This is a genomic window from Cypionkella sp. TWP1-2-1b2 (assembly GCF_049896245.1).
Lineage (GTDB): Bacteria > Pseudomonadota > Alphaproteobacteria > Rhodobacterales > Rhodobacteraceae > Cypionkella.
This window is the reverse complement of the sequence record NZ_JAFCTX010000007.1, coordinates 106,887-124,823: the sequence shown is the minus strand read 5'-3', so window position 1 is coordinate 124,823 and position 17,937 is coordinate 106,887. Positions and strand designations below refer to the sequence as shown.

At 60.9% G+C, this 17,937-nt stretch carries 20 protein-coding genes; 15 read left to right on the top strand and 5 right to left on the bottom strand.

All coding sequences use genetic code 11. The features are described from left to right. The first annotated feature begins 227 nt into the window (after nt 1-227). The 3 genes from ACP7AP_RS06635 to ACP7AP_RS06625 all read left to right on the top strand — a co-directional run bounded on the left by ACP7AP_RS06635 (nt 228) and on the right by ACP7AP_RS06625 (nt 4,665). Complete coding sequence (locus tag ACP7AP_RS06635; protein WP_426033414.1) at nt 228-1,880, top strand: electron transfer flavoprotein-ubiquinone oxidoreductase; 1,653 nt, start codon at nt 228-230, stop codon at nt 1,878-1,880. Between the two features lie 186 nt (nt 1,881-2,066). Further along, nucleotides 2,067-3,836, top strand: coding sequence for a tetratricopeptide repeat protein (locus ACP7AP_RS06630; RefSeq protein ID WP_426033413.1), 1,770 nt, complete (start codon nt 2,067-2,069; stop codon nt 3,834-3,836). Between the two features lie 7 nt (nt 3,837-3,843). Further along, on the top strand, nt 3,844-4,665 hold the full coding sequence (locus ACP7AP_RS06625; RefSeq protein WP_426033412.1) for a 4-(cytidine 5'-diphospho)-2-C-methyl-D-erythritol kinase: 822 nt from the start codon (nt 3,844-3,846) through the stop codon (nt 4,663-4,665). 76 nt (nt 4,666-4,741) lie between these two features. Here ACP7AP_RS06625 and ACP7AP_RS06620 read toward each other — a convergent pair whose 3' ends face one another. Next, nucleotides 4,742-5,743 (bottom strand): polyprenyl synthetase family protein, encoded by a 1,002-nt coding sequence (locus ACP7AP_RS06620; protein WP_426033411.1) that lies wholly within the window; start codon nt 5,741-5,743, stop codon nt 4,742-4,744. Between the two features lie 54 nt (nt 5,744-5,797). Here ACP7AP_RS06620 and ACP7AP_RS06615 point away from each other — a divergent pair, with 54 nt between their 5' ends. The 3 genes from ACP7AP_RS06615 to ACP7AP_RS06605 all read left to right on the top strand — a co-directional run bounded on the left by ACP7AP_RS06615 (nt 5,798) and on the right by ACP7AP_RS06605 (nt 7,026). Then, the gene (locus tag ACP7AP_RS06615) at nt 5,798-6,013 is read left to right on the top strand and encodes a DUF2007 domain-containing protein (protein WP_426033410.1); all 216 of its coding nucleotides are present in this window, start codon (nt 5,798-5,800) and stop codon (nt 6,011-6,013) included. Then, nucleotides 6,014-6,763: a tRNA1(Val) (adenine(37)-N6)-methyltransferase gene (locus tag ACP7AP_RS06610; RefSeq protein WP_426033409.1), complete on the top strand. Its 750-nt coding sequence runs from the start codon at nt 6,014-6,016 to the stop codon at nt 6,761-6,763. A gap of 98 nt (nt 6,764-6,861) precedes the next feature. Further along, nucleotides 6,862-7,026, top strand: coding sequence for a YdcH family protein (locus ACP7AP_RS06605; protein WP_299482265.1), 165 nt, complete (start codon nt 6,862-6,864; stop codon nt 7,024-7,026). Here ACP7AP_RS06605 and ACP7AP_RS06600 read toward each other — a convergent pair. From ACP7AP_RS06600 to ACP7AP_RS06585, 4 genes are all read right to left on the bottom strand, one after another. Then, nucleotides 7,023-7,913, bottom strand: coding sequence for a DMT family transporter (locus ACP7AP_RS06600; RefSeq protein ID WP_426033408.1), 891 nt, complete (start codon nt 7,911-7,913; stop codon nt 7,023-7,025). The two genes, ACP7AP_RS06605 and ACP7AP_RS06600, sit on opposite strands and share 4 nt — an antisense overlap. A gap of 134 nt (nt 7,914-8,047) precedes the next feature. Then, on the bottom strand, nt 8,048-8,773 hold the full coding sequence (phbB, locus tag ACP7AP_RS06595) for an acetoacetyl-CoA reductase (RefSeq protein ID WP_426033407.1): 726 nt from the start codon (nt 8,771-8,773) through the stop codon (nt 8,048-8,050). A gap of 107 nt (nt 8,774-8,880) precedes the next feature. Then, entirely contained in the window at nt 8,881-10,056 is a 1,176-nt protein-coding gene (locus ACP7AP_RS06590; protein WP_426033406.1) for an acetyl-CoA C-acetyltransferase, read from the bottom strand. Between the two features lie 132 nt (nt 10,057-10,188). Then, nucleotides 10,189-11,028, bottom strand: a complete 840-nt coding sequence (locus tag ACP7AP_RS06585) for an EAL domain-containing protein (protein ID WP_426033405.1) — start codon at nt 11,026-11,028, stop codon at nt 10,189-10,191. 111 nt (nt 11,029-11,139) lie between these two features. Here ACP7AP_RS06585 and ACP7AP_RS06580 point away from each other — a divergent pair, with 111 nt between their 5' ends. The 9 genes from ACP7AP_RS06580 to tsaB all read left to right on the top strand — a co-directional run bounded on the left by ACP7AP_RS06580 (nt 11,140) and on the right by tsaB (nt 17,934). After that, the gene (locus ACP7AP_RS06580; RefSeq protein ID WP_426033404.1) at nt 11,140-11,712 is read left to right on the top strand and encodes a DNA-3-methyladenine glycosylase I; all 573 of its coding nucleotides are present in this window, start codon (nt 11,140-11,142) and stop codon (nt 11,710-11,712) included. A 271-nt stretch (nt 11,713-11,983) separates the two neighbouring features. Beyond that, a complete protein-coding gene (locus tag ACP7AP_RS06575; RefSeq protein WP_426033403.1) occupies nt 11,984-12,847 on the top strand; it encodes a branched-chain amino acid aminotransferase in 864 nt (287 codons plus the stop codon). A 58-nt stretch (nt 12,848-12,905) separates the two neighbouring features. Beyond that, nucleotides 12,906-13,361, top strand: a complete 456-nt coding sequence (locus ACP7AP_RS06570) for a universal stress protein (RefSeq protein WP_426033402.1) — start codon at nt 12,906-12,908, stop codon at nt 13,359-13,361. A gap of 158 nt (nt 13,362-13,519) precedes the next feature. Beyond that, a complete protein-coding gene (locus tag ACP7AP_RS06565; RefSeq protein WP_426033401.1) occupies nt 13,520-15,022 on the top strand; it encodes a S1 family peptidase in 1,503 nt (500 codons plus the stop codon). A gap of 87 nt (nt 15,023-15,109) precedes the next feature. Beyond that, complete coding sequence (locus ACP7AP_RS06560) at nt 15,110-15,595, top strand: DUF2867 domain-containing protein (protein WP_426033400.1); 486 nt, start codon at nt 15,110-15,112, stop codon at nt 15,593-15,595. 100 nt (nt 15,596-15,695) lie between these two features. Beyond that, nucleotides 15,696-15,872: a hypothetical protein gene (locus ACP7AP_RS06555; RefSeq protein WP_426033399.1), complete on the top strand. Its 177-nt coding sequence runs from the start codon at nt 15,696-15,698 to the stop codon at nt 15,870-15,872. Nucleotides 15,873-16,018: 146 nt separating this feature from the next. Continuing rightward, complete coding sequence (locus ACP7AP_RS06550) at nt 16,019-16,618, top strand: OmpW/AlkL family protein (protein ID WP_426033398.1); 600 nt, start codon at nt 16,019-16,021, stop codon at nt 16,616-16,618. Between the two features lie 142 nt (nt 16,619-16,760). Then, nucleotides 16,761-17,318, top strand: coding sequence for a NifU family protein (locus ACP7AP_RS06545; protein WP_426033397.1), 558 nt, complete (start codon nt 16,761-16,763; stop codon nt 17,316-17,318). Beyond that, on the top strand, nt 17,308-17,934 hold the full coding sequence (gene tsaB / locus ACP7AP_RS06540; protein ID WP_426033396.1) for a tRNA (adenosine(37)-N6)-threonylcarbamoyltransferase complex dimerization subunit type 1 TsaB: 627 nt from the start codon (nt 17,308-17,310) through the stop codon (nt 17,932-17,934). The genes ACP7AP_RS06545 and tsaB overlap by 11 nt, the downstream gene beginning before the upstream one ends. The last annotated feature ends 3 nt before the right edge of the window (nt 17,935-17,937 follow it).

Genomic DNA, 17,937 nt, shown 5'->3' with positions numbered 1-17,937 from the left:
CACTCTTGGCTATACCTGAACCGACAGCCGCCCTGATTGCAAGGGGGAAAGCCTGTAATCGGCGGGGGGCCGTCGCCGGGGGTAAAAAATCTGTCGCAGCGGGGAAAGAATGTTGCGTAGGTTCTGCGATTTAGGCTTGGGATGTTGCGTCACGGTTGACCCTGACTGTCGGTTCGGGCAATGACGCAACAGCATTTTGCCCAAGGATTGCCAAGTCGGAGAAAGAGATGTCGCAAGGTATCGCGCGCGAGCAGATGGATTATGATGTGGTCATCGTGGGCGCGGGGCCTGCGGGGCTGTCTGCGGCGATCCGGCTGAAGCAGTTGGACAGCAATCTGACGGTTGTGGTGCTGGAAAAGGGCTCGGAAGTCGGCGCACACATCCTGTCCGGCGCGGTGCTAGACCCGGTGGGGCTGAACAAGCTGATCCCGGATTGGAAGGCCCGCGGCGCGCCTTTGAACACGCCTGTGGTCGAGGATAATTTCTATATTCTTGGGCCAGCCGGGAAGGCGCGGATTCCGAACTGGCCGATGCCGCCGCTGATGAACAACCACGGCAATTACATTGTCTCGATGGCGAATGTCTGCCGCTGGATGGCGGAACAGGCCGAGGGGCTGGGGGTGGAGATTTTCCCCGGCATGGCGTGTTCGGAACTAGTTTACGGTGAGAACGGCGAAGTGCGTGGTGTGGTGGCTGGCGAATTCGGCAAGCTGGCCGATGGCACGCCGGGGCCAAGCTATGAGCCGGGCATGGTGCTGGCGGGGAAATATGTGTTCCTGTCGGAAGGCGTGCGGGGGTCTTTGGCGAAAGAGGTTATCGCCAAGTATGATCTGAGCAAGGGGCATGAGCCGCAGAAGTTCGGGCTTGGCATGAAGGAAATCTGGCAGATTGATCCGGCCAAGCACAAGCTGGGCACGGTCACGCATACGATGGGTTGGCCGTTGGGGTCTAACGCAGGCGGCGGTAGTTTTATCTATCACCTTGAGAACAATCAGGTTTATGTCGGCTTTGTGGTTCATTTGAACTACAAGAACCCGCATCTGTATCCCTATATGGAATTCCAGCGCTTCAAGCATCATCCGATGGTGGCCGCATTGTTGAAAGGCGGCAAGCGCGTAGCTTACGGCGCGCGGGCGATCAGCGAGGGCGGCTGGCAGTCGATCCCGAAGATGGTGGCGCCGGGCGTGGCGCTGCTGGGGTGCTCGGCGGGGCTGGTGAACGTGCCGCGCATCAAGGGCAACCACAATGCGATGCTGTCGGGGATTGATGCGGCAGAGGCTGCCTTTGTGGCGATTTCAGCGGGGCGTTCGGGCGACGAGTTGACCGAATATGAGACGCTGGTGCGCGGTGGCCCGATTGCAGCTGACCTGAAAAAAGTGCGCAACGTCAAGCCTTTGTGGTCGAAGTATGGCCTTGTCGCCTCGCTGTTCTTGGGCGGCGCGGATATGTGGGCGAATACGCTGGGCTTCACCATTCTTGGCACCTTGAAGCATGGCAAAAACGATGCGGAATCAACCGGGCTGGTGAAGGATTACGCACCGATTGAGTATCCGAAACCCGATGGCGTGCTGTCGTTTGACCGTTTGACCAATGTGGCATTCTCGGCCACCAACCATGATGAAAACCAACCCGCGCATTTGAAGTTGAAGGATGCGTCGATCCCGATATCGGTCAACCTGCCGCTGTATAACGAGCCTGCGCAACGCTATTGTCCGGCGGGGGTGTATGAGGTGATCGCGGAAGCAGGCAAAGAACCGCGCTTTCAGATCAACTTCCAGAACTGTGTGCATTGCAAAACCTGCGACATCAAAGACCCGTCGCAGAATATCGTCTGGACCACGCCGATGGGCGGCGGCGGGCCGAATTATCCGAATATGTGACGGGCCAAATATGTAACGGGCCGAATATGTAACGGGCCGAATATGTAGTCCCTCAAACATGTGATCTGACTTTCCCTGTCGGATCAGCGAAGATGCGCGGGCTGGGGGTGATAAGCCTCCGGCCCGCATTGCTTCTCGGCCCGCGCGGCTCTAGCTTTGTGGCAACGCTTACAGGAGCCGCCCCGGATGCCATTTCCCCTGCCTCGCCGCACGCAACTGCTGCTGGCCTCTGCTTTGACAGTTTTGCCGTTTGCCGCACTGGCTGAAACCACGAAGCCGAAGCCCGATGCGACGCAAACCACGGTCAGTGAAGGCCCGGTCAGCGAGGCTGGGGCTTATCTCGCCGCCGGGGTGGCTGCATCGCAGGCCGATTATGCGGCGGCGGTGGAGTGGTATGGCCGGGCTTTAACGGGCGATGCCAGCAATCCGGCGCTGCTGGAAGGCGCTGTGATGGCGCATGTTGGTGTGGGCGATATGGAAGGCGCTGCGAAACTGGCGCGGGATTTGCAGAAAGCCGGGGCGAAAAGCCAGACGGCGACGGTGGTTTTGATCGCGGATGATGCCAAACGGCAGGATTATGCGGCGATTCTGCAAGAGCAGGCTGCGGGTGGATCGGCTGGCGCTGTTCTGGATGATCTGGTGAAGGCTTGGGCAAAGCTGGGCTTGGGGCGAATGTCGGAAGCCAGTGAAGGCTTTGATAAGCTGTCGAAAACCAAAGGGTTAGAGGCGTTTGGGCTGTATCACAAGGCGCTGGCACTCGCCTCGGCAGGCGATTATGAGGGCGCCGAAAACATCCTGTCGGGCAAGGCTGCGGGAAGCTTTCCACTGACCCGGCGCGGCTTGATTGCGACGGTGGAAATCCTCAGCCAGCTGGAGCGCAACTCTGATGCCGTGGCGATGATTGACCGCAATTTCCAGCCCGGCAATGATCTGGAAATCGACGATCTGCGCCGCCGTCTGGCTGCCGGCGAGCCGCTGCCCTTCACCATCGCGCGCAATGCCAGCGACGGCATCGGCGAAGTGTTCTACAGCATGGCCAATGCGGTGAAGGGCGAGGCGGATGCCTCCTACACCTTGCTGCACGCCCGCGCCGCCGCGTATCTGCGCCCCGACAACTCCGAGGCTGAATTGCTGGTGGCGGGCCTGTTGGAACAGCAGGGCCAGCACACTTTGGCGACGGCGGCCTATGCTTTGGTGCCGCCGACCGACCTGAATTTCCATGCCGCAGAAATTGGTCGCGCCAATGCGAGTTTTGCTGCGGGCCACCCCGAAGCGGCTTTGGAAATCCTGCAAGGTCTGGCGCGGGCGCATGGTGATATTCTGGCGGTACAGGTGGCTTTGGCCGATGGAATGCGGCGCGAGAAGCGCTATGACGAGGCTTATAAGGCCTATGATGCCGCGATCAAAATGGTGCCGAACCCCACCCCTGGCCATTGGGTGTTGTTCTACAGCCGGGGCGTTGTTTCGGATGCGTTGCGCCATTATGACGCCGCCGAAGCTGATTTCCGCCGCGCAATGGCGCTCAGCCCGGATGAGCCCGAACTGCTGAACTACCTCGGCTACAGCCTTGTCGATCAGGGCCGCAAGCTGGATGAGGCTTTGGCCATGATCAAACGCGCGGTGCTGATGCGGCCCGACAATGGCGCTATTCTGGATAGCCTTGGCTGGGCCTATTACCGCTTGGGGCGCTATCAGGATGCGCTGTTGCCGATGGAGCAGGCGTCGCTGCGGATGGCAGTGGATGCGACGGTGACGGATCATTTGGGCGATGTGTATTGGGCGGTCGGGCGCAAGCGTGAGGCGGAATATCAGTGGCGGCGGGCTTTGTCTTATGGGCCGGATGACAAGCTGGCCGCTAGGTTGCGCTTGAAGCTGGCGAAGGGGCTGGATGCCGTGCTGGCCGTTGAAGGTGCGGCCCCGTTGAAACCGGTTGAGGCGGCGCTTGCCACGCCGTGAGCTAAAATTGCGGGAGTTTGCTCCGGCCAAGATCAATCTCGCGCTGCATGTGACGGGGCTGCGGGGGGATGGCTATCATCTGTTGGACAGTATCGTGGTGTTTGCCGGGGTTGGCGATTGGATCACAGCTGTGCGCGCTGATCGGTTAAGCCTGACGGTGACAGGGCCGCAAGGGGCGGGGTTGTCTGGCGACGACAACCTTGTGCTGCGGGCGGCGCGGTGTTTGGGCGTTGCGGGGGCGCTGGTGTTAGAGAAGCATTTGCCCGTGGCTTCGGGGATCGGTGGCGGCTCTGCCGATGCGGCAGCGACGTTGCGGGCTTTGTCTGCGATGTCCGGCATGGCGCGGCCGGATGCGGCGGCGGTGCTGGCTTTGGGCGCGGATGTGCCGGTGTGTCTGGCGGGGCGTCCGGTGCGGATGCAGGGGGTGGGTGAGGTGTTAACCCCCCTGCCCGCCTTGCCGGAATGTTATGTCGTGCTGGTCAATCCGGGGGTGGCGGTGGCCACGCCTGAGGTGTTCAAGGCTTTGTCGTGTAGAGATAATCCGGCAATGGAGGCAATGCCCATCTGCGAGTCTGCCATGGAACTGGCCGTATGGCTGCGCGATCAGCGCAATGATCTTGAGGCCCCGGCGATGACTTTGGCTCCGGCGATTGGAACGGTGAAAGCGGCGCTCTGGGCGCGGCCCGGCTGTTTGCTGGCGCGGATGTCAGGCTCGGGCGCGACCTGTTTCGGGCTGTTCGCCAACGAAGAATTGGCGAAGGCCGCCGCAGGGGCATTGCGTGCGGAGGCCCCGGCTTGGTGGGTGGCAGCAGGGCCGGTTCTGGCGTAACCGCCTGCTCTTTGCTCCCTTACGGTCGCGCATCGCGAAACCGCAGCGAGGACGGCTGAAAGGCCGGAGGAGCGGGCTAGTTGATGCGTTCGACCACATAGGCGGCGAGGTCTGACAGCATCGCGCGCAAAGGGTGGTCGGGGAGGGCTTGCAGAGCGGCTTGCGCGCGGGCGGCCCAAGCCAAAGCATCGGCGCGGGCGGCGTCCATCGCGCCGTGGTTGGCCATCAAAGCTAGGGCATGTTCCAGATCGCCGTCGCTCTGCTGGCCCTTTTCGATCACCCGCACCCAGAAGGCGCGTTCTTCCGCATCCGCCTTGGCCACCGCCTTGATCACCGGCAGGGTCAGCTTACGCTCGCGGAAATCGTCGCCGGTGTTCTTGCCGATCACCGCCGCCGAGCCGCCGTAATCCAAGAGATCATCGACGATCTGGAAGGCGATGCCCAAAGCGTCGCCATAGTCGAACAGCGCTTTCACCTGCGCCGGGGTGCCGCCTGCGATTTCCGCGCCGGATTCGGTGGCGGCAGAGAACAACGCGGCGGTTTTGCCGCGCACGACTTGCAGGTAGATGTCTTCCGTCGTCGCCAGATCCTGTGCTGCGGTCAGTTGCAGCACTTCGCCCTCGGCAATGGTGGCGGAAGCGTTGGCGAGGATATCCAGCACCCGCAGATTGGCGGGCTCTACCATCAACTGAAACGCGCGGGCGAACAGGTAATCGCCGACCAAGACGGAAGATTTGTTGTCCCACAGCAGGTTCGCGGTGGGACGACCGCGGCGGCGCGCGCTTTCATCGACAACATCATCGTGCAACAGGGTGGCGGTGTGGATGAACTCGACCGTAGCCGCCAGATGCACATGGAACGGCCCCGCATAGCCCAGCAGGCGCGCGGCAGCCAAGACCAGCATCGGGCGCAGCCGTTTGCCGCCCGCCTCGATCAGATGGGCGGTGACTTCGGGGATGCGCGGCGCATGTTCCGACGCCATCCGTGCCCGGATCATCAGGTTCACCGCCGCCATATCGTCGGCCAAAGCATCGGCCAGCCGATCATGCGGTTTTTGCGCCGCTTCCATCCCGCTCATCACATCCCCTTCAGGTATCGACACGGGCGTGCAACCCCGGGTAAACCTAATCCCATGAAGCTTTTACTGCGCACAACCGACCCCACCGTGATCGCCTTTGCTCAAGTGCTCCTTGAGGGCGAGGGTATAGACAGCTTTGTGCTGGACGTCCACATGAGCACGCTGGAAGGCGGCATCGGATTGTTCCCGCGCCGGATGATGGTGGCGGACCGGGATTTGTTTCTGGCCCGCGCGGTGCTGGTGGATAATGCCATCCCGGACGGGCTGTGAATGGACGATCTGACGCAAGACAAGTTTTTATGCGGAAAATTGCAGCTTTGGCAGCCGCGTCTGGGGTATAGGGCCGCAACCGATCCGGTGTTGCTGGCGGCGGCCTGCCCTGCCCTGCCCGGTCAATCGGTGTTGGATTTGGGCTGCGGTGTTGGCGCTGCGGCGCTATGCCTCGCTGCCCGCGTGCCGGAGTTGCGGCTGTCGGGGCTGGAGGTGCAGGCCGAATATGCCGCTTTGGCGCGGCGCAATGCGGCGGAGAATGGGATTCCGATGCAGATTGAGATTGGCGATCTGGCGGATATGCCGAAAGCCCTGCGGGTGGACTTTGACCATGTCATTGCCAATCCGCCCTATTATCCGAAGGGCGGCACCCGCAGCCCGAACGCGGGACGTGCTGTGGCGTTGCAGATCGACACGCCGCTCAGCGATTGGGTGCAGGCTGCCAGCCGCCGTTTGGCTCCGGGCGGCTGGCTGACGCTGATCTGTGGGGCGGATGGCTTGCCAGAGGTGTTGGCGGCGATGGGAACGAAACTCGGCTCAGCCTCGGTGCTGCCGCTGACCGCCCGTGTGGGCAAGCCAGCGCTGCGCATCATCTTGCGGGCGCGCAAGACCGGGCGGGCGGCATTTCGGCTGCTGGCACCGTTTGTGATCCATCACGGCGCATCCCATGATGGCGACCGCGAGAGTTATACGGCGCGCGCCAGCGAGATCTTGCGCGGCGGAGAATCGCTTTCGGATGAATTCCGCTAATACGACAAAATTAACGCTTAGGTTGTGTGAAGATTTGGTGACACGACTCAGAATCTGTGATGCACTCGAGATGTTGAACCAGCATCAGGAGGACTTGCATGACCGTCGCTTCCCATATCGCTGAACTGAAAAAGAAGCATGAAACCCTCTCATCCCGCGTCGAACAGGCGCAGCGCGCCCCCGCCGTGGATGACCTGCACATCGCCGATCTGAAAAAGCAAAAGCTGAAACTGAAAGAGGAAATTGGTCGGCTGAGCGCTTAAGCCTTTTTGGCGCTGGCCGCAGGGCTTGCTTTCATTGCACTCGCCTTTGCCGCCAGCGCCGCCCCAACTGTGATCAAAACTGCCGCGATCAGAATCGCGCTTGACGGTTGGGTAATCCCAGCAGCCACCAAAGCCAGCGTAGACAGCAATGGTGCTGCATAAGAGGCGACCCCCAGCAGTTGAATGTCGCCTTTTTTCATGCCGATGTCCCAAGTAAAAAACGCCACCCCCACCGGGCCTATGCCAAGAGCGGCAACGCTGGCCCAGCCCAGCGCGCCTTGCGGCCAAGTGGTTGTTTCTAATGCCATATGTGCGAGGGCCGAGAGCAAGGCGGTCGCGAGGCAGAACACGGTGACGGATTCGGTTGGCACGGTGCCAAGCCGACGCGACAGCACGGAATAAAGCGCCCAAGTCACCGCACAAAGGAACGCGAGTGTGAGGCCCAGCACCGAGGCTTGCCCCTCGCCGCCGCGCGCCAGCACGATCAGCGCCGCCCCGGCGAAAGCGATCAACGCGCCGAGGATGTGCAAAGGCCCCAGCCGCTCACCGGGCAGCAGGCCGGAGAGCAGCACTATGAACAGCGGCCAAAGGTAGGCGATCAGGCCGGTTTCGGCGGTGGGGGAAAGCCGGAAGGCGGTGAAATACAGCAGGTGGTAGCCGAACAGCCCCAAGGTGCCAAAGGCATAAACCTTCCACGACACGGTTTTCAGCACGCCCAACCCCGCGCCGGTCATGGTCCAGATCAGGCCAATCGTGCCGCCAATGCCAAAGCACAACGCATTGAGCAGCAGCGGCGGCACCGGAGCCGAGCCGATGGTGAACAAAGCCAGCAGCGCCCACATGGCAATGGCGGTGAGGCCGATCAGCGTGGCTTTGGTTTTGGTCATGGTTGCCCCCTTTTGATTGGGATTTACCTGCCGAATTTACCAAGGTCGGGCAAGCAAAAAGGCCCAGCCGAAGCTGAGCCGTAGGGCGGGGTTTACCCCGCCGCCCGGTTTGGCGGGGCGAACCCCGCCCCATCCTACACCACGAACTGCCCGCCGTTTGCCGAAATCGTCGAGCCGGTGATGAACCCCGCATCGTCCGATGCAAGGAACACCACGATCCGCGCGATTTCTTCCGGCTCGCCCAGGCGGCCCACCGGGATTTGCGGTATGATCCGCTCTTTCAGCACCTTCTCATCAATCGCCTTCACCATATCGGTGCCGATATAGCCGGGGCAGATCGCGTTGACGGTGATGCCCGCGCGCGCGCCCTCAGCAGCCAGCGCTTTGGTAAAGCCCAGATCGCCGGATTTCGCGGCGGAATAGTTCACCTGCCCCGCTTGGCCCTTTTGGCCGTTGATCGAGGAAATGCTGATCACCCGGCCAAACTTGCGATCCCGCATCCCGGTCCACAGCGGATGGGTCATGTTGAAAAGCCCGGTCAGGTTGGTGTCGATGACTTCCTTCCACTGGCCCGGAGTCATCTTGTGAAACATCGCATCGCGGGTGATGCCCGCATTGTTGACCAGCACCGCGACCGGGCCCAGATCAGCCTCGACCTTCGCAATCCCTGCCACGCAAGCGTCATAATCAGCGACCGACCATTTATAGGTGGGAATCCCGGTCTCGGCCGTGAACGCCGCCGCGGCTTCGTCATTGCCCGCGTAGTTCGATGCAACCGTATAGCCTGCTGCCTTCAACGCCACCGCAATCGCTGCACCAATGCCGCGCGAGCCACCTGTAACCAATGCTACTTTTGCCATCTGTTCCTCCTCCAAGGCCGTATTTTGAAATCATGTTACCTAGGTGCGCAAATGGGCGCAATAATATTGCGCCCATTTATCGTATTTTATATCAATATATCGCAGACTTAAGCGCGCTCAATGCACATCGCCACGCCCATGCCGCCGCCGATGCACAGGGTCGCCAGACCCTTTTTCGCACCCGAGCGGCCCATCTCATGGATCAGCGTGTTCAAAATCCGCGCGCCCGAGGCCCCGATCGGGTGGCCAATCGCAATCGCGCCACCGTTGACGTTGACCTTGCTGGTGTCCCAGCCCATGTCTTTGTTCACCGCACAGGCTTGGGCCGCAAACGCCTCGTTTGCTTCGATCAGATCAAGGTCGGCGGCCTTCCAACCGGCTTTCTCCAAAGCCTTTCGGCTGGCGAAAATCGGGCCGACGCCCATGATCGCCGGATCGAGGCCCGCAGTTGCATAGGACGCAATCCGCGCCAGAGGTTTCAAGCCGCGCTTGTTGGCATCGGCTTCCGACATCAGCAACACCGCCGCCGCACCATCGTTCAGGCCCGAGGCATTCGCTGCTGTCACCGATCCATCCTTGGTAAACGCCGGGCGCAGTTTCTGCATCGATTCCAACGTGGCACCGTGGCGGATGTATTCGTCCTGATCGACCACCACGTCGCCCTTGCGGGTCTTGATGGTGAACGCGATGATTTCATCCTTGAACTTGCCCGCTTTCTGCGCAGCTTCGGCTTTGTTCTGCGAGGCGAGCGCGAATTCGTCCTGCATCTCGCGCGAAATCTGCCACTGGTTGGCGACGTTTTCCGCCGTCATGCCCATGTGATAGCCGTTGAACGCATCCCACAACCCATCACGGATCATGCTGTCGATGAAGTTCAGATCGCCCATCTTTTGGCCAGCGCGCAGGTGCGCCACATGCGGCGACAGCGACATGCTTTCCTGACCGCCCGCAACGATGATATTCGCATCCCCCAGTTGCACATGCATCGCGCCCAAAGCCACCGCGCGCAGACCCGAGCCGCAAACTTGGTTCAGCGACCACGCCGAAGCCTCTTTCGCCAGACCCGCGCGGATATGCGCTTGGCGGGCGGGGTTTTGGCCTTGGCCTGCGGTCAGCACCTGACCCAGAATGGTTTCAGCGACTTCCGCCTTGTCGATCCCGGCGCGGGCCACAACGGCCTCAATCACCGCAGCGCCCAGCTCGTGCGCCGGGGTGGCCGCGAAGGCTCCGTTAAAGCTGCCCACAGCGGTGCGTGCCGCCGATACGATTACCACATTGGTCATGACTAGCGCCCTCTTTCAGAAACGATCCGGCAAAGCCCTGCTTCGCCGACCTGAACAATGCCCTAGGTTGACAGGTAGTGAAAAGCAAGTTTTCTGCATGGCCAGATTGACGCAGGGTCAATCCTACCTGTTTCAGGCCGTTTTCCGCGCGGCGTTGCGGTCAAACGCGGGCTTCAGGGTGGCGGCGCCAAACAGATAGCCCTGCATGCAATCCACGCCCATCTTTTGCAGCATCTGTGCCTCGGCCGTGGTTTCCACCGATTGTGCTACGGTAAACATTTGAAAATGCTGCCCAATCGACAAAAGCGCCGCCGTCAACACTTGGTTGTCAGCGTCCTGATGGATGTTGCGGATGAACTGGCCATCCAGTTTCAGGATATCAAAGTAGAAATCCTTGAAATAACGGATCGCCATGTTGCCCGCGCCGAAATTATCCAACGCAAAGGCCACGCCTGCCCCCTTCAGATCATCCATGAAGGCCACCACCAGCTCGGGCACCTGCATCGCCGAGCTTTCGGTGATTTCGAGAATCAACCGCTCGCCAATCGTGGGGGCGACAGAAAGCCCCCGCCGCAGCAGTTGCATCCAGCGCGCATAGCCGATGGAGCGCGCCGACATGTTGATCGACAGCCGCAGATCGGGCACCCGCGCAAGTGCTGCGAGGCCAATTTCCAATGCCGCACAGTCGATTTCGCGGCCAATTTCGTGGCTTTCGACCGCATCCATAAAATCTTTCGCCGGGATCACCCGCCCGGTGGGGTCAAGCACCCGGATCAACCCTTCCTGAAACGCCACGCGGGCGGCATCGCGCGCCAACACCACCGGTTGATAGGCCAATCGCAAACGTTTGCTGTCAATGGCTTGCCGCACCATCGACAGGGTTTCCCGATCACCTGCCGAAATCGCCACGCCCAACGGGCTTGCCACGCCCGCGTGTGCGTCCAGCCGGGGCTTTGGTTTTGGCATGATCATGGCGATGCTCCTGCGCGTTGTCCCTGTAGATGGACACACTGCCGCCACAACGGTAAAAGCCAGCTTAACTATTGGGATTTTAGGCCAATTTTTAATGATTATGAGGGCGAGATGAATGATGAGACCCCACGCTGCGGCTGGTGTGGCAGCGATCCTCTTTATGTCGCCTACCATGATGATGAATGGGGCCGCCCCGAGCGTAATCCGCGCGCGCTGTTTGAATGTCTGATCCTGGAAGCGTTTCAGGCGGGCCTGTCCTGGATCACCATTCTGCGGCGGCATGAGACGTTTCGGGCAGCGTTTGCCGGGTTTGACCCTGTGGTACTGGCGGGCTGGGGTGAGGCGGAAACCCTGCGTTTGTTGGCCGATCCGGGCATCATCCGCCATCGCGGCAAGATTGAGGCCACTTTTGCCGGCGCGCGCGCATTTCTCGCGATTGAGGCGCGTGAGGGGTTTGCGACCTTCATATGGAAGCATGTCGGCGGCCAGCCGGTGGATCGACAGTTGGGTAGTCTGATACAAGCTGTGGCGCAGACAGAGGCTTCGGTCGCGCTGTCAAAGGCGCTGAAGGTTGAGGGGTTCAAATTTGTTGGCCCGACCATCAGCTATGCCTTCATGCAGGCGGTGGGCATGGTGAACGACCATTTGGTAACCTGTCCTTGGCACGGAAAAATGACGGCTTGAGGGCGATACAATCCCGTCACAGAATCGATTCAACCCTCAACCATAGTCAGCCTTGGGGCTATTTTCCCCGTCTGTCCCACCCTTAGGCTGGTATTTCGCAGCCAAGCCCTCGGACCAGTCCCCCGGTCCGAGGGCTTTTTTCATCGCGGATACGGCGAAAGCCTGCGCATCGGCGCGAAACTGCGGGCAGGCTTCCGCTTGGACAGACGCGCGCCCTTCCCGCTGGCTGTGCCGCATGATTAAGCTTGCGGCAAAACAGCAGGAGATCAGCATGGCCTTTGGCAAATCCATCCGCACCTTTTGGGACGGGCGCTGGCATGACGGCGATATGGCGGTGATGAAGGCGGCCGATCATGGCATCTGGCAGGGCACCTCGGTGTTCGATGGCGCACGCTACTTTGACGGCATGTGCCCCGATCTGGATTTGCACTGCGCGCGGGTGAACCGCTCCGCCGAGGCGCTGATGATCACCCCAACCTGCGCGCCCGAGGATATGGCGGCGATCATCCGCGAAGGCTTGCAAAGCTTCGGGCCGGGCCAAGCGGTGTATATCCGGCCGATGTATTGGGCGCTGCACGGGTCCGAGTTGGGCATCGTGCCGATGGCGGGGGCGACGGGGTTTGCAATTTCGCTGGAGGAAGTCGCGATGCCCGATCGGGATTTTGCCACCACAGTGACGCGGACACGGTTCCGCCGCCCGGTGTTGGAGGATGCGGTGTGCAACGCCAAGGCGGGGTGTCTTTACCCCAACAACGCGCGGATGCTGGTCGAGGCGCAGGCCAAGGGGTTTGGCAATGCTTTGGTCGCGGATGCTTTGGGCAATCTGGCGGAAAGCGCGACGGCGAATGTGTTTCTGGTGAAGGATGGCGTGGTGTTTACGCCTATTCCAAACGGCACATTTCTGGCCGGGATCACCCGGGCGCGGCATATTTCCAACCTGCGTGCGGATGGCGTCGAGGTGCGGGAAGCTGTGCTGACCTTTGAGGATGCCCATGCCGCCGATGAGATTTTCCTGTCGGGCAACTTTGCCAAAGTCACGGCGGTGAAGGCGTTTGATGACACCGCATATAAGGATCGCCCGATGACGGCGCGGGCGCGCAAGCTGTATTGGGATTGGGCGGCGACCCAGCGCTAGGCTCCGCTTGCCTTCCCTTTGGCCCGGTTGCATGATCGCGGCGTTAGGGGAGACACATATGCGGAAGTTTCTTGTCGTGCTGGATGACAGCCGGGAATGTCTGAACGCGATGCGATTTGCGGCGCTGCGGGCGGCGCATACCGGCGGGGGGGTGCAGGTTTTGTCGATCATCCCGCCTGAGGAGTTCCAGCATTGGATGGGGGTCGCCGACCTGATGCGGGCCGAGGCGCGCGAGCGGATCGAGGCGCATTTCGAGGTGTTCGCGCAATGGATGCGCGACAAGCAGGGGGTCAATCCTGAACTGATCATCCGCGAGGGCGATCCGGTGGTGGAGATTCTGGCGCAGGTCAAGGAAGACCCGGCGGTGGGGATTCTGGTGCTTGGGGCCGGCACCGATAAATCCGGGCCGGGGCCGTTGGTCACCGCGATGACGCGATCTTCGGGAAGCTTGCCTATTCCGATCACGATCGTTCCGGGCGATATGAGCAAGGAACGGTTGGAGAGCATTACCTGAGGGTGGTCCCAACTCGGGACCATTGATTTTATTGACGGATTTTGAACGGTGTGGGGTATGGTTAATGGAGGTTAACCGTGTTGGTCGTATCCGCGCCCTAGTTTGACCATATGTTTGGGCGATGTTGGAATGACCTTGTAGATCAGCAGGTGGGGGATTTGCAGTTGCGTGTCATGGTGTGGCTTTGCCTTGTGATGCTGACCTTTGGCCTGCGCGCGGGCTATGCGCAGGGAGTGCAACAGACCGAATTCGACGCCCGGCTGCTGAGCCTTCCAGAAAAACGCATCGTGCAAGCGGCGCTGGCATTTTCGGAGGATTATAATGGGTTGCTGGATGGGGCTTGGGGCAAGGGCAGCCAGCGGGCCTTGGAACGATACACCTTGCGGCATCTGAATACGGTCAAGCCGATATTCGCGGATTTGCAAGACTTGCTGGACGCGTTTGAGGTTGAGCGGCAAACCAGCAGCTGGTGGATCAGCTATAGTGACAAAACCGCGATATCCTTTGCCTTTCCAGAAAAGCTGCTGTCGCCCGATCCGAAGCATAGTTCAGAGATTTCAAGCGCATGGAGTTCTGCTGACGGCCGTTTCAATCTTGTGATTGCATATGGCGGGCAGGCCGACGCCCTGAGTTATCACCGCTACAGCTATCAGCATGCCCGCGCAGGCACTGAGCCTTATCAGAGCATCAAGCCGGGCCGCATCGTTACGTCAAGCGAAATGCCGGGAGGGGTATTCTCTTATGTGCGATCTGACCTCATCGGCGATATTTACATGACCATTTCGCTGCTGTCGGGCGCGGAACATGCGGGCAGAGTGGCTTTGCTGAGTGGCAGCATCCAACGCGGGCGCGGCAGTGATCTGACCTTGCCGCCCGACGGCGTGCTGGCAGCTTTGCTGTGGCCTGCCCCGGACCCTGCACCACCTGCCATCGTGAAGTCGCCTGCCCCGCCCGCACAGCCTTTTGGCGGTACGACGGACAGCCCAAAGATCAGCACAGCAGAGCCGGATGAACCGAGCACTGAGGCCACGGGGCCAAGCGGAACTTTGTCGGGGTCGGGCACCGGGTTTTACATCAACAACACCGATCTGGTGACGGCGGCGCATGTGGTGGCTGGCTGCGGATCGCTGAGTTTGGCGGATGGCAGCCCATTGCAGGTCTTAGCCAAGGATGATCGGCTGGACCTTGCGGCGCTGACCGGGACACGTCGTTCGGCGGTGTGGTTGGGGATTGGCGACAGCGTGACGCCGAAGCTGGGCGAGACGGTGATGGCGCTGGGCTATCCCTATCTGGGCAGTCTGGGCCAAGGTTTGACGGCGACGAATGGCAATATCAGTGCGCTACAAGGCGTTGACGGCGGCAAGGACCGCATCATGATCTCGACTCCGGTGCAGCCAGGGAACTCGGGTGGGCCGTTGATCAATGCGGCGGGGGGCGTGGTTGGGGTGGTCGTCTCGCGGGTTGATGATCTGGAGATGCTGAAATCGACGGGCACGTTGCCGCAGAATATGAATTTTGCGGTGCCCGTGCAGCCGTTGAACGCGTTTCTCAGCGGTGCGGGAGTGATGTTTCCGCGCAGCAGCACAGAGCCGATTGATTTGGGCGCAGGCATACCTGATCAGATCACGGCGGCGGTGGTGCCGATTTATTGCTATCAGTAGCGGCTGCTGGCTTGTGGGGTGAGGCCATCTGTCTCAGCCTGTGTCTCGCGCAATGGGGGTATGGTGTCGCAAAGTAAGGTGTCCGCGATGCAGCTTCCCGCCCATGCACAACTGATCGCCCCACAGGCGGCGTTGGCCTATCTGGATAGCCAGAGCGTTGCCCTGCCCGCCCCTGTCAAGGCGTTGCAGGCTTGGCGGGTGGTGATGGCGAAGCCGCTGCCGGGAATGGCGCTTGCGTTTTGGCTGCGGGATGCGATTTCGGCGCGGTTTGGGGTGGCGCGGATTGGCGGGTTTTCCGGGGATAGGGTGGATGCGCCGCAGGTGGGCGATCGTCTCGATTTCTTTTTGATCGAGCATATCGACGATCAGGTGTTGTCACTGACGGCGCGCGACAAGCATCTGGATGTGATGACTTGCGTGACGGTGGAGGGGACGCAGCTGGCGATCACCGCTTCGGTGGTCACACACAACTGGTTTGGGCGGCTTTATATGATTCCGGTGGCCCCTGCGCATAAGGTGATTGTTTGGGCGATGTTGCGGCGGTTGCGGCGGGGCGAGTTGCGGCGGGGCTGACTGCCCTGCGCTGCGCGCATTTCGCAGTTGCAGCATTGTGCGCTTTGCAGTTGCAGCATTGGACCCTATATTCGATGCGGGAGGACAAAAGGAGCACGCTATGAGCCGCAATCCGTCTGTCACCGCTTTTGCAACCAGCTTGGCCAATCAGCCGATCACCGCGATCCGCGCCGCACAGGAGGCTGACGCCTATTTCAAAGCCAGTCCGCTGCCCTGCCCGACAGCCGCGCCAAGCCTTAGCCCGCTTGAGGCGATGTATGCGTATTATTCGGATTGAGTCTGCCTATTCGGAATAGGCCGACCTATTTGGACTAAGCCTGCGCGCGACACCCTGCCGCAGCGCTGATCCTGCCGGGTTTGATTCATATCAACGTCCGGCGGGGCTTCTGGGCAGAGGGTGACCCCGCACCCTAATTTGCGGAAATGAAAATGAAGATCACCCTTCTCGCCGTTGTTGCCACCGCTGCCTTGGCAGGCCCTGCTGCCGCGCAATCTGCGGGCGATATGACGCTTGGCTTTGGTGTCGCGCTCGTCTCGCCGAAAAGCGACAACGGCACCTTGGCAGGTGCCGCTGCCACGGCGAGCGACAGCACCCAGCCCTCGATCACCTTCGAGTATTTTCTGCGCGATAATCTGGGGCTTGAGGTTCTGGCGGCGCTGCCCTTCAAGCACTCGATCTACCTGAACGGCGGTTTTGCGGGTGAGACCAAGCAACTGCCGCCGACAATCTCGCTGAATTACCACTTCGCGAACGCCAGCAAGTTCACGCCGTTTGTCGGGCTTGGGCTGAATTACACCAAGTTTTTCGAGACCAGTTCGCCCTTGGGGGATCTGAAGATCGACGACAGCTTTGGCGTGGCCGTGCATCTGGGCGCGGATTATGCGCTGAGCGACAAGGCGGCGCTGCGGTTTGATCTGCGCTATGCCAAGATCCAAAGCGACGTGAGTTTGAATGGCGCGGGGATCGGCAAGGTTGAGATTGATCCGCTGGTGACGGGGATTTCTTACATCATCAGGTTCTGATTGGGCTTGGCTGCAGGATGAGGCGGCGCGTGGGAAACCTTGCGGCCTTTTTTGCGGGCCTCGGGGTGATTTAGAACGGTTCCAAACTTGACTTCGTAGTACTAAGCGCGCATATCCAACTGGAATAGTCGGAGAAAAGATCATGTTCATCCAGACCGAATCCACCCCGAACCCGGCGACGCTGAAGTTCCTGCCGGGGCAAGCCGTGCTGGAGATGGGCACTGCCGATTTCCCGAGCCTTGAGGCTGGGCAAAAGTCGCCGCTGGCGAAGCGGATTTTTGCGACGGGCCAAGTCACCGGTGTGTTCTTTGGCACCGATTTCATCACCGTGACCAAGGCCGAAGCCGCCGATTGGCAGCACATCAAGCCCGCGATTTTGGGCGCGATCATGGAGCACTTCCAATCCGGTGCTGCCGTGATGGAAGGCGAAAGCCAAGCAGCCCATGCGGCGCATGACGGGCCAGATGCCGATATTGTCAAGCAGATCAAAGAGTTGCTGGATACCCGCGTGCGGCCTGCGGTGGCGCAGGATGGTGGCGATATTACGTTCCACGGCTTTGATCGCGGCGTGGTCTATCTGCATATGAAGGGCGCTTGCGCGGGTTGCCCGTCTTCGACCCTGACCTTGAAGATGGGGATTGAGAACCTGCTGCGGCATTACATCCCCGAAGTGCTTGAGGTGCGTCCGGTTGCTGCCTGATATTATCCTGGCATTTGACACATCGGCGGCGCATTGCGCCGCCGCTTTGTTATTGGGCGGCCAAAATGATGGGCGAGTCTGGCTGAAATCTGAGGCGATGGAGAAGGGACAGGCCGAGCGGCTGATGCCTTTGATCTCGGACCTGCTGGCTGAGGCTGGCGTGGTTTTGGCGGATGTGACGGCGATTGCGGTCGGCATCGGGCCGGGAAATTTCACCGGGGTGCGGATTGCGGTGGCGGCGGCGCGGGGGCTGGCTTTGGGCTTGGGCGTGCCGGCGATTGGGGTAACGCGGTTGGAGGCGGCGGCGTTCGGTCTGCCGCGCCCGGTGACGGTGATCGAGGACGCGCGGCGCGGCGAAAGCTATGTGCAGCGGTTTGAGATGGACGGGCCTGGGGTGGCGCGGATTGTGACGGCTGAGGATTTGCGCACGGTTGAGGGGGCGGTCGCGGGTCGGGGGGGCTTGGACAGTCTGCCGATAGCCGAGGCGATTGCGCGGATTGCTTTGACGCGGCTGGGGTCGGTGCAGCCGCGCCCCGCCCCGTTCTATCTGCGCGGCGCGGATGCGGCACCGCCGAGTGATCCGCCGCCGGTTATTCTTGATCTGGCAGCATCGTGACGC

What these genes read in the sequence shown, in the direction of transcription:
- ACP7AP_RS06615 (WP_426033410.1), top strand. Translation starts at nt 5,798, where the DNA reads ATGAAGCTTTTACTGCGCACAACCGACCCCACCGTGATCGCCTTTGCT.
- ACP7AP_RS06610 (WP_426033409.1), top strand. Translation starts at nt 6,014, where the DNA reads ATGGACGATCTGACGCAAGACAAGTTTTTATGCGGAAAATTGCAGCTT.
- ACP7AP_RS06545 (WP_426033397.1), top strand. Translation starts at nt 16,761, where the DNA reads ATGTTCATCCAGACCGAATCCACCCCGAACCCGGCGACGCTGAAGTTC.
- ACP7AP_RS06590 (WP_426033406.1), bottom strand. Translation starts at nt 10,056, where the DNA reads ATGACCAATGTGGTAATCGTATCGGCGGCACGCACCGCTGTGGGCAGC.
- ACP7AP_RS06600 (WP_426033408.1), bottom strand. Translation starts at nt 7,913, where the DNA reads ATGACCAAAACCAAAGCCACGCTGATCGGCCTCACCGCCATTGCCATG.
- ACP7AP_RS06585 (WP_426033405.1), bottom strand. Translation starts at nt 11,028, where the DNA reads ATGATCATGCCAAAACCAAAGCCCCGGCTGGACGCACACGCGGGCGTG.
- ACP7AP_RS06630 (WP_426033413.1), top strand. Translation starts at nt 2,067, where the DNA reads ATGCCATTTCCCCTGCCTCGCCGCACGCAACTGCTGCTGGCCTCTGCT.
- ACP7AP_RS06555 (WP_426033399.1), top strand. Translation starts at nt 15,696, where the DNA reads ATGAGCCGCAATCCGTCTGTCACCGCTTTTGCAACCAGCTTGGCCAAT.
- ACP7AP_RS06635 (WP_426033414.1), top strand. Translation starts at nt 228, where the DNA reads ATGTCGCAAGGTATCGCGCGCGAGCAGATGGATTATGATGTGGTCATC.
- ACP7AP_RS06605 (WP_299482265.1), top strand. Translation starts at nt 6,862, where the DNA reads ATGACCGTCGCTTCCCATATCGCTGAACTGAAAAAGAAGCATGAAACC.
- ACP7AP_RS06575 (WP_426033403.1), top strand. Translation starts at nt 11,984, where the DNA reads ATGGCCTTTGGCAAATCCATCCGCACCTTTTGGGACGGGCGCTGGCAT.
- phbB (WP_426033407.1), bottom strand. Translation starts at nt 8,773, where the DNA reads ATGGCAAAAGTAGCATTGGTTACAGGTGGCTCGCGCGGCATTGGTGCA.
- ACP7AP_RS06550 (WP_426033398.1), top strand. Translation starts at nt 16,019, where the DNA reads ATGAAAATGAAGATCACCCTTCTCGCCGTTGTTGCCACCGCTGCCTTG.
- ACP7AP_RS06560 (WP_426033400.1), top strand. Translation starts at nt 15,110, where the DNA reads ATGCAGCTTCCCGCCCATGCACAACTGATCGCCCCACAGGCGGCGTTG.
- ACP7AP_RS06620 (WP_426033411.1), bottom strand. Translation starts at nt 5,743, where the DNA reads ATGAGCGGGATGGAAGCGGCGCAAAAACCGCATGATCGGCTGGCCGAT.
- ACP7AP_RS06580 (WP_426033404.1), top strand. Translation starts at nt 11,140, where the DNA reads ATGAATGATGAGACCCCACGCTGCGGCTGGTGTGGCAGCGATCCTCTT.
- ACP7AP_RS06570 (WP_426033402.1), top strand. Translation starts at nt 12,906, where the DNA reads ATGCGGAAGTTTCTTGTCGTGCTGGATGACAGCCGGGAATGTCTGAAC.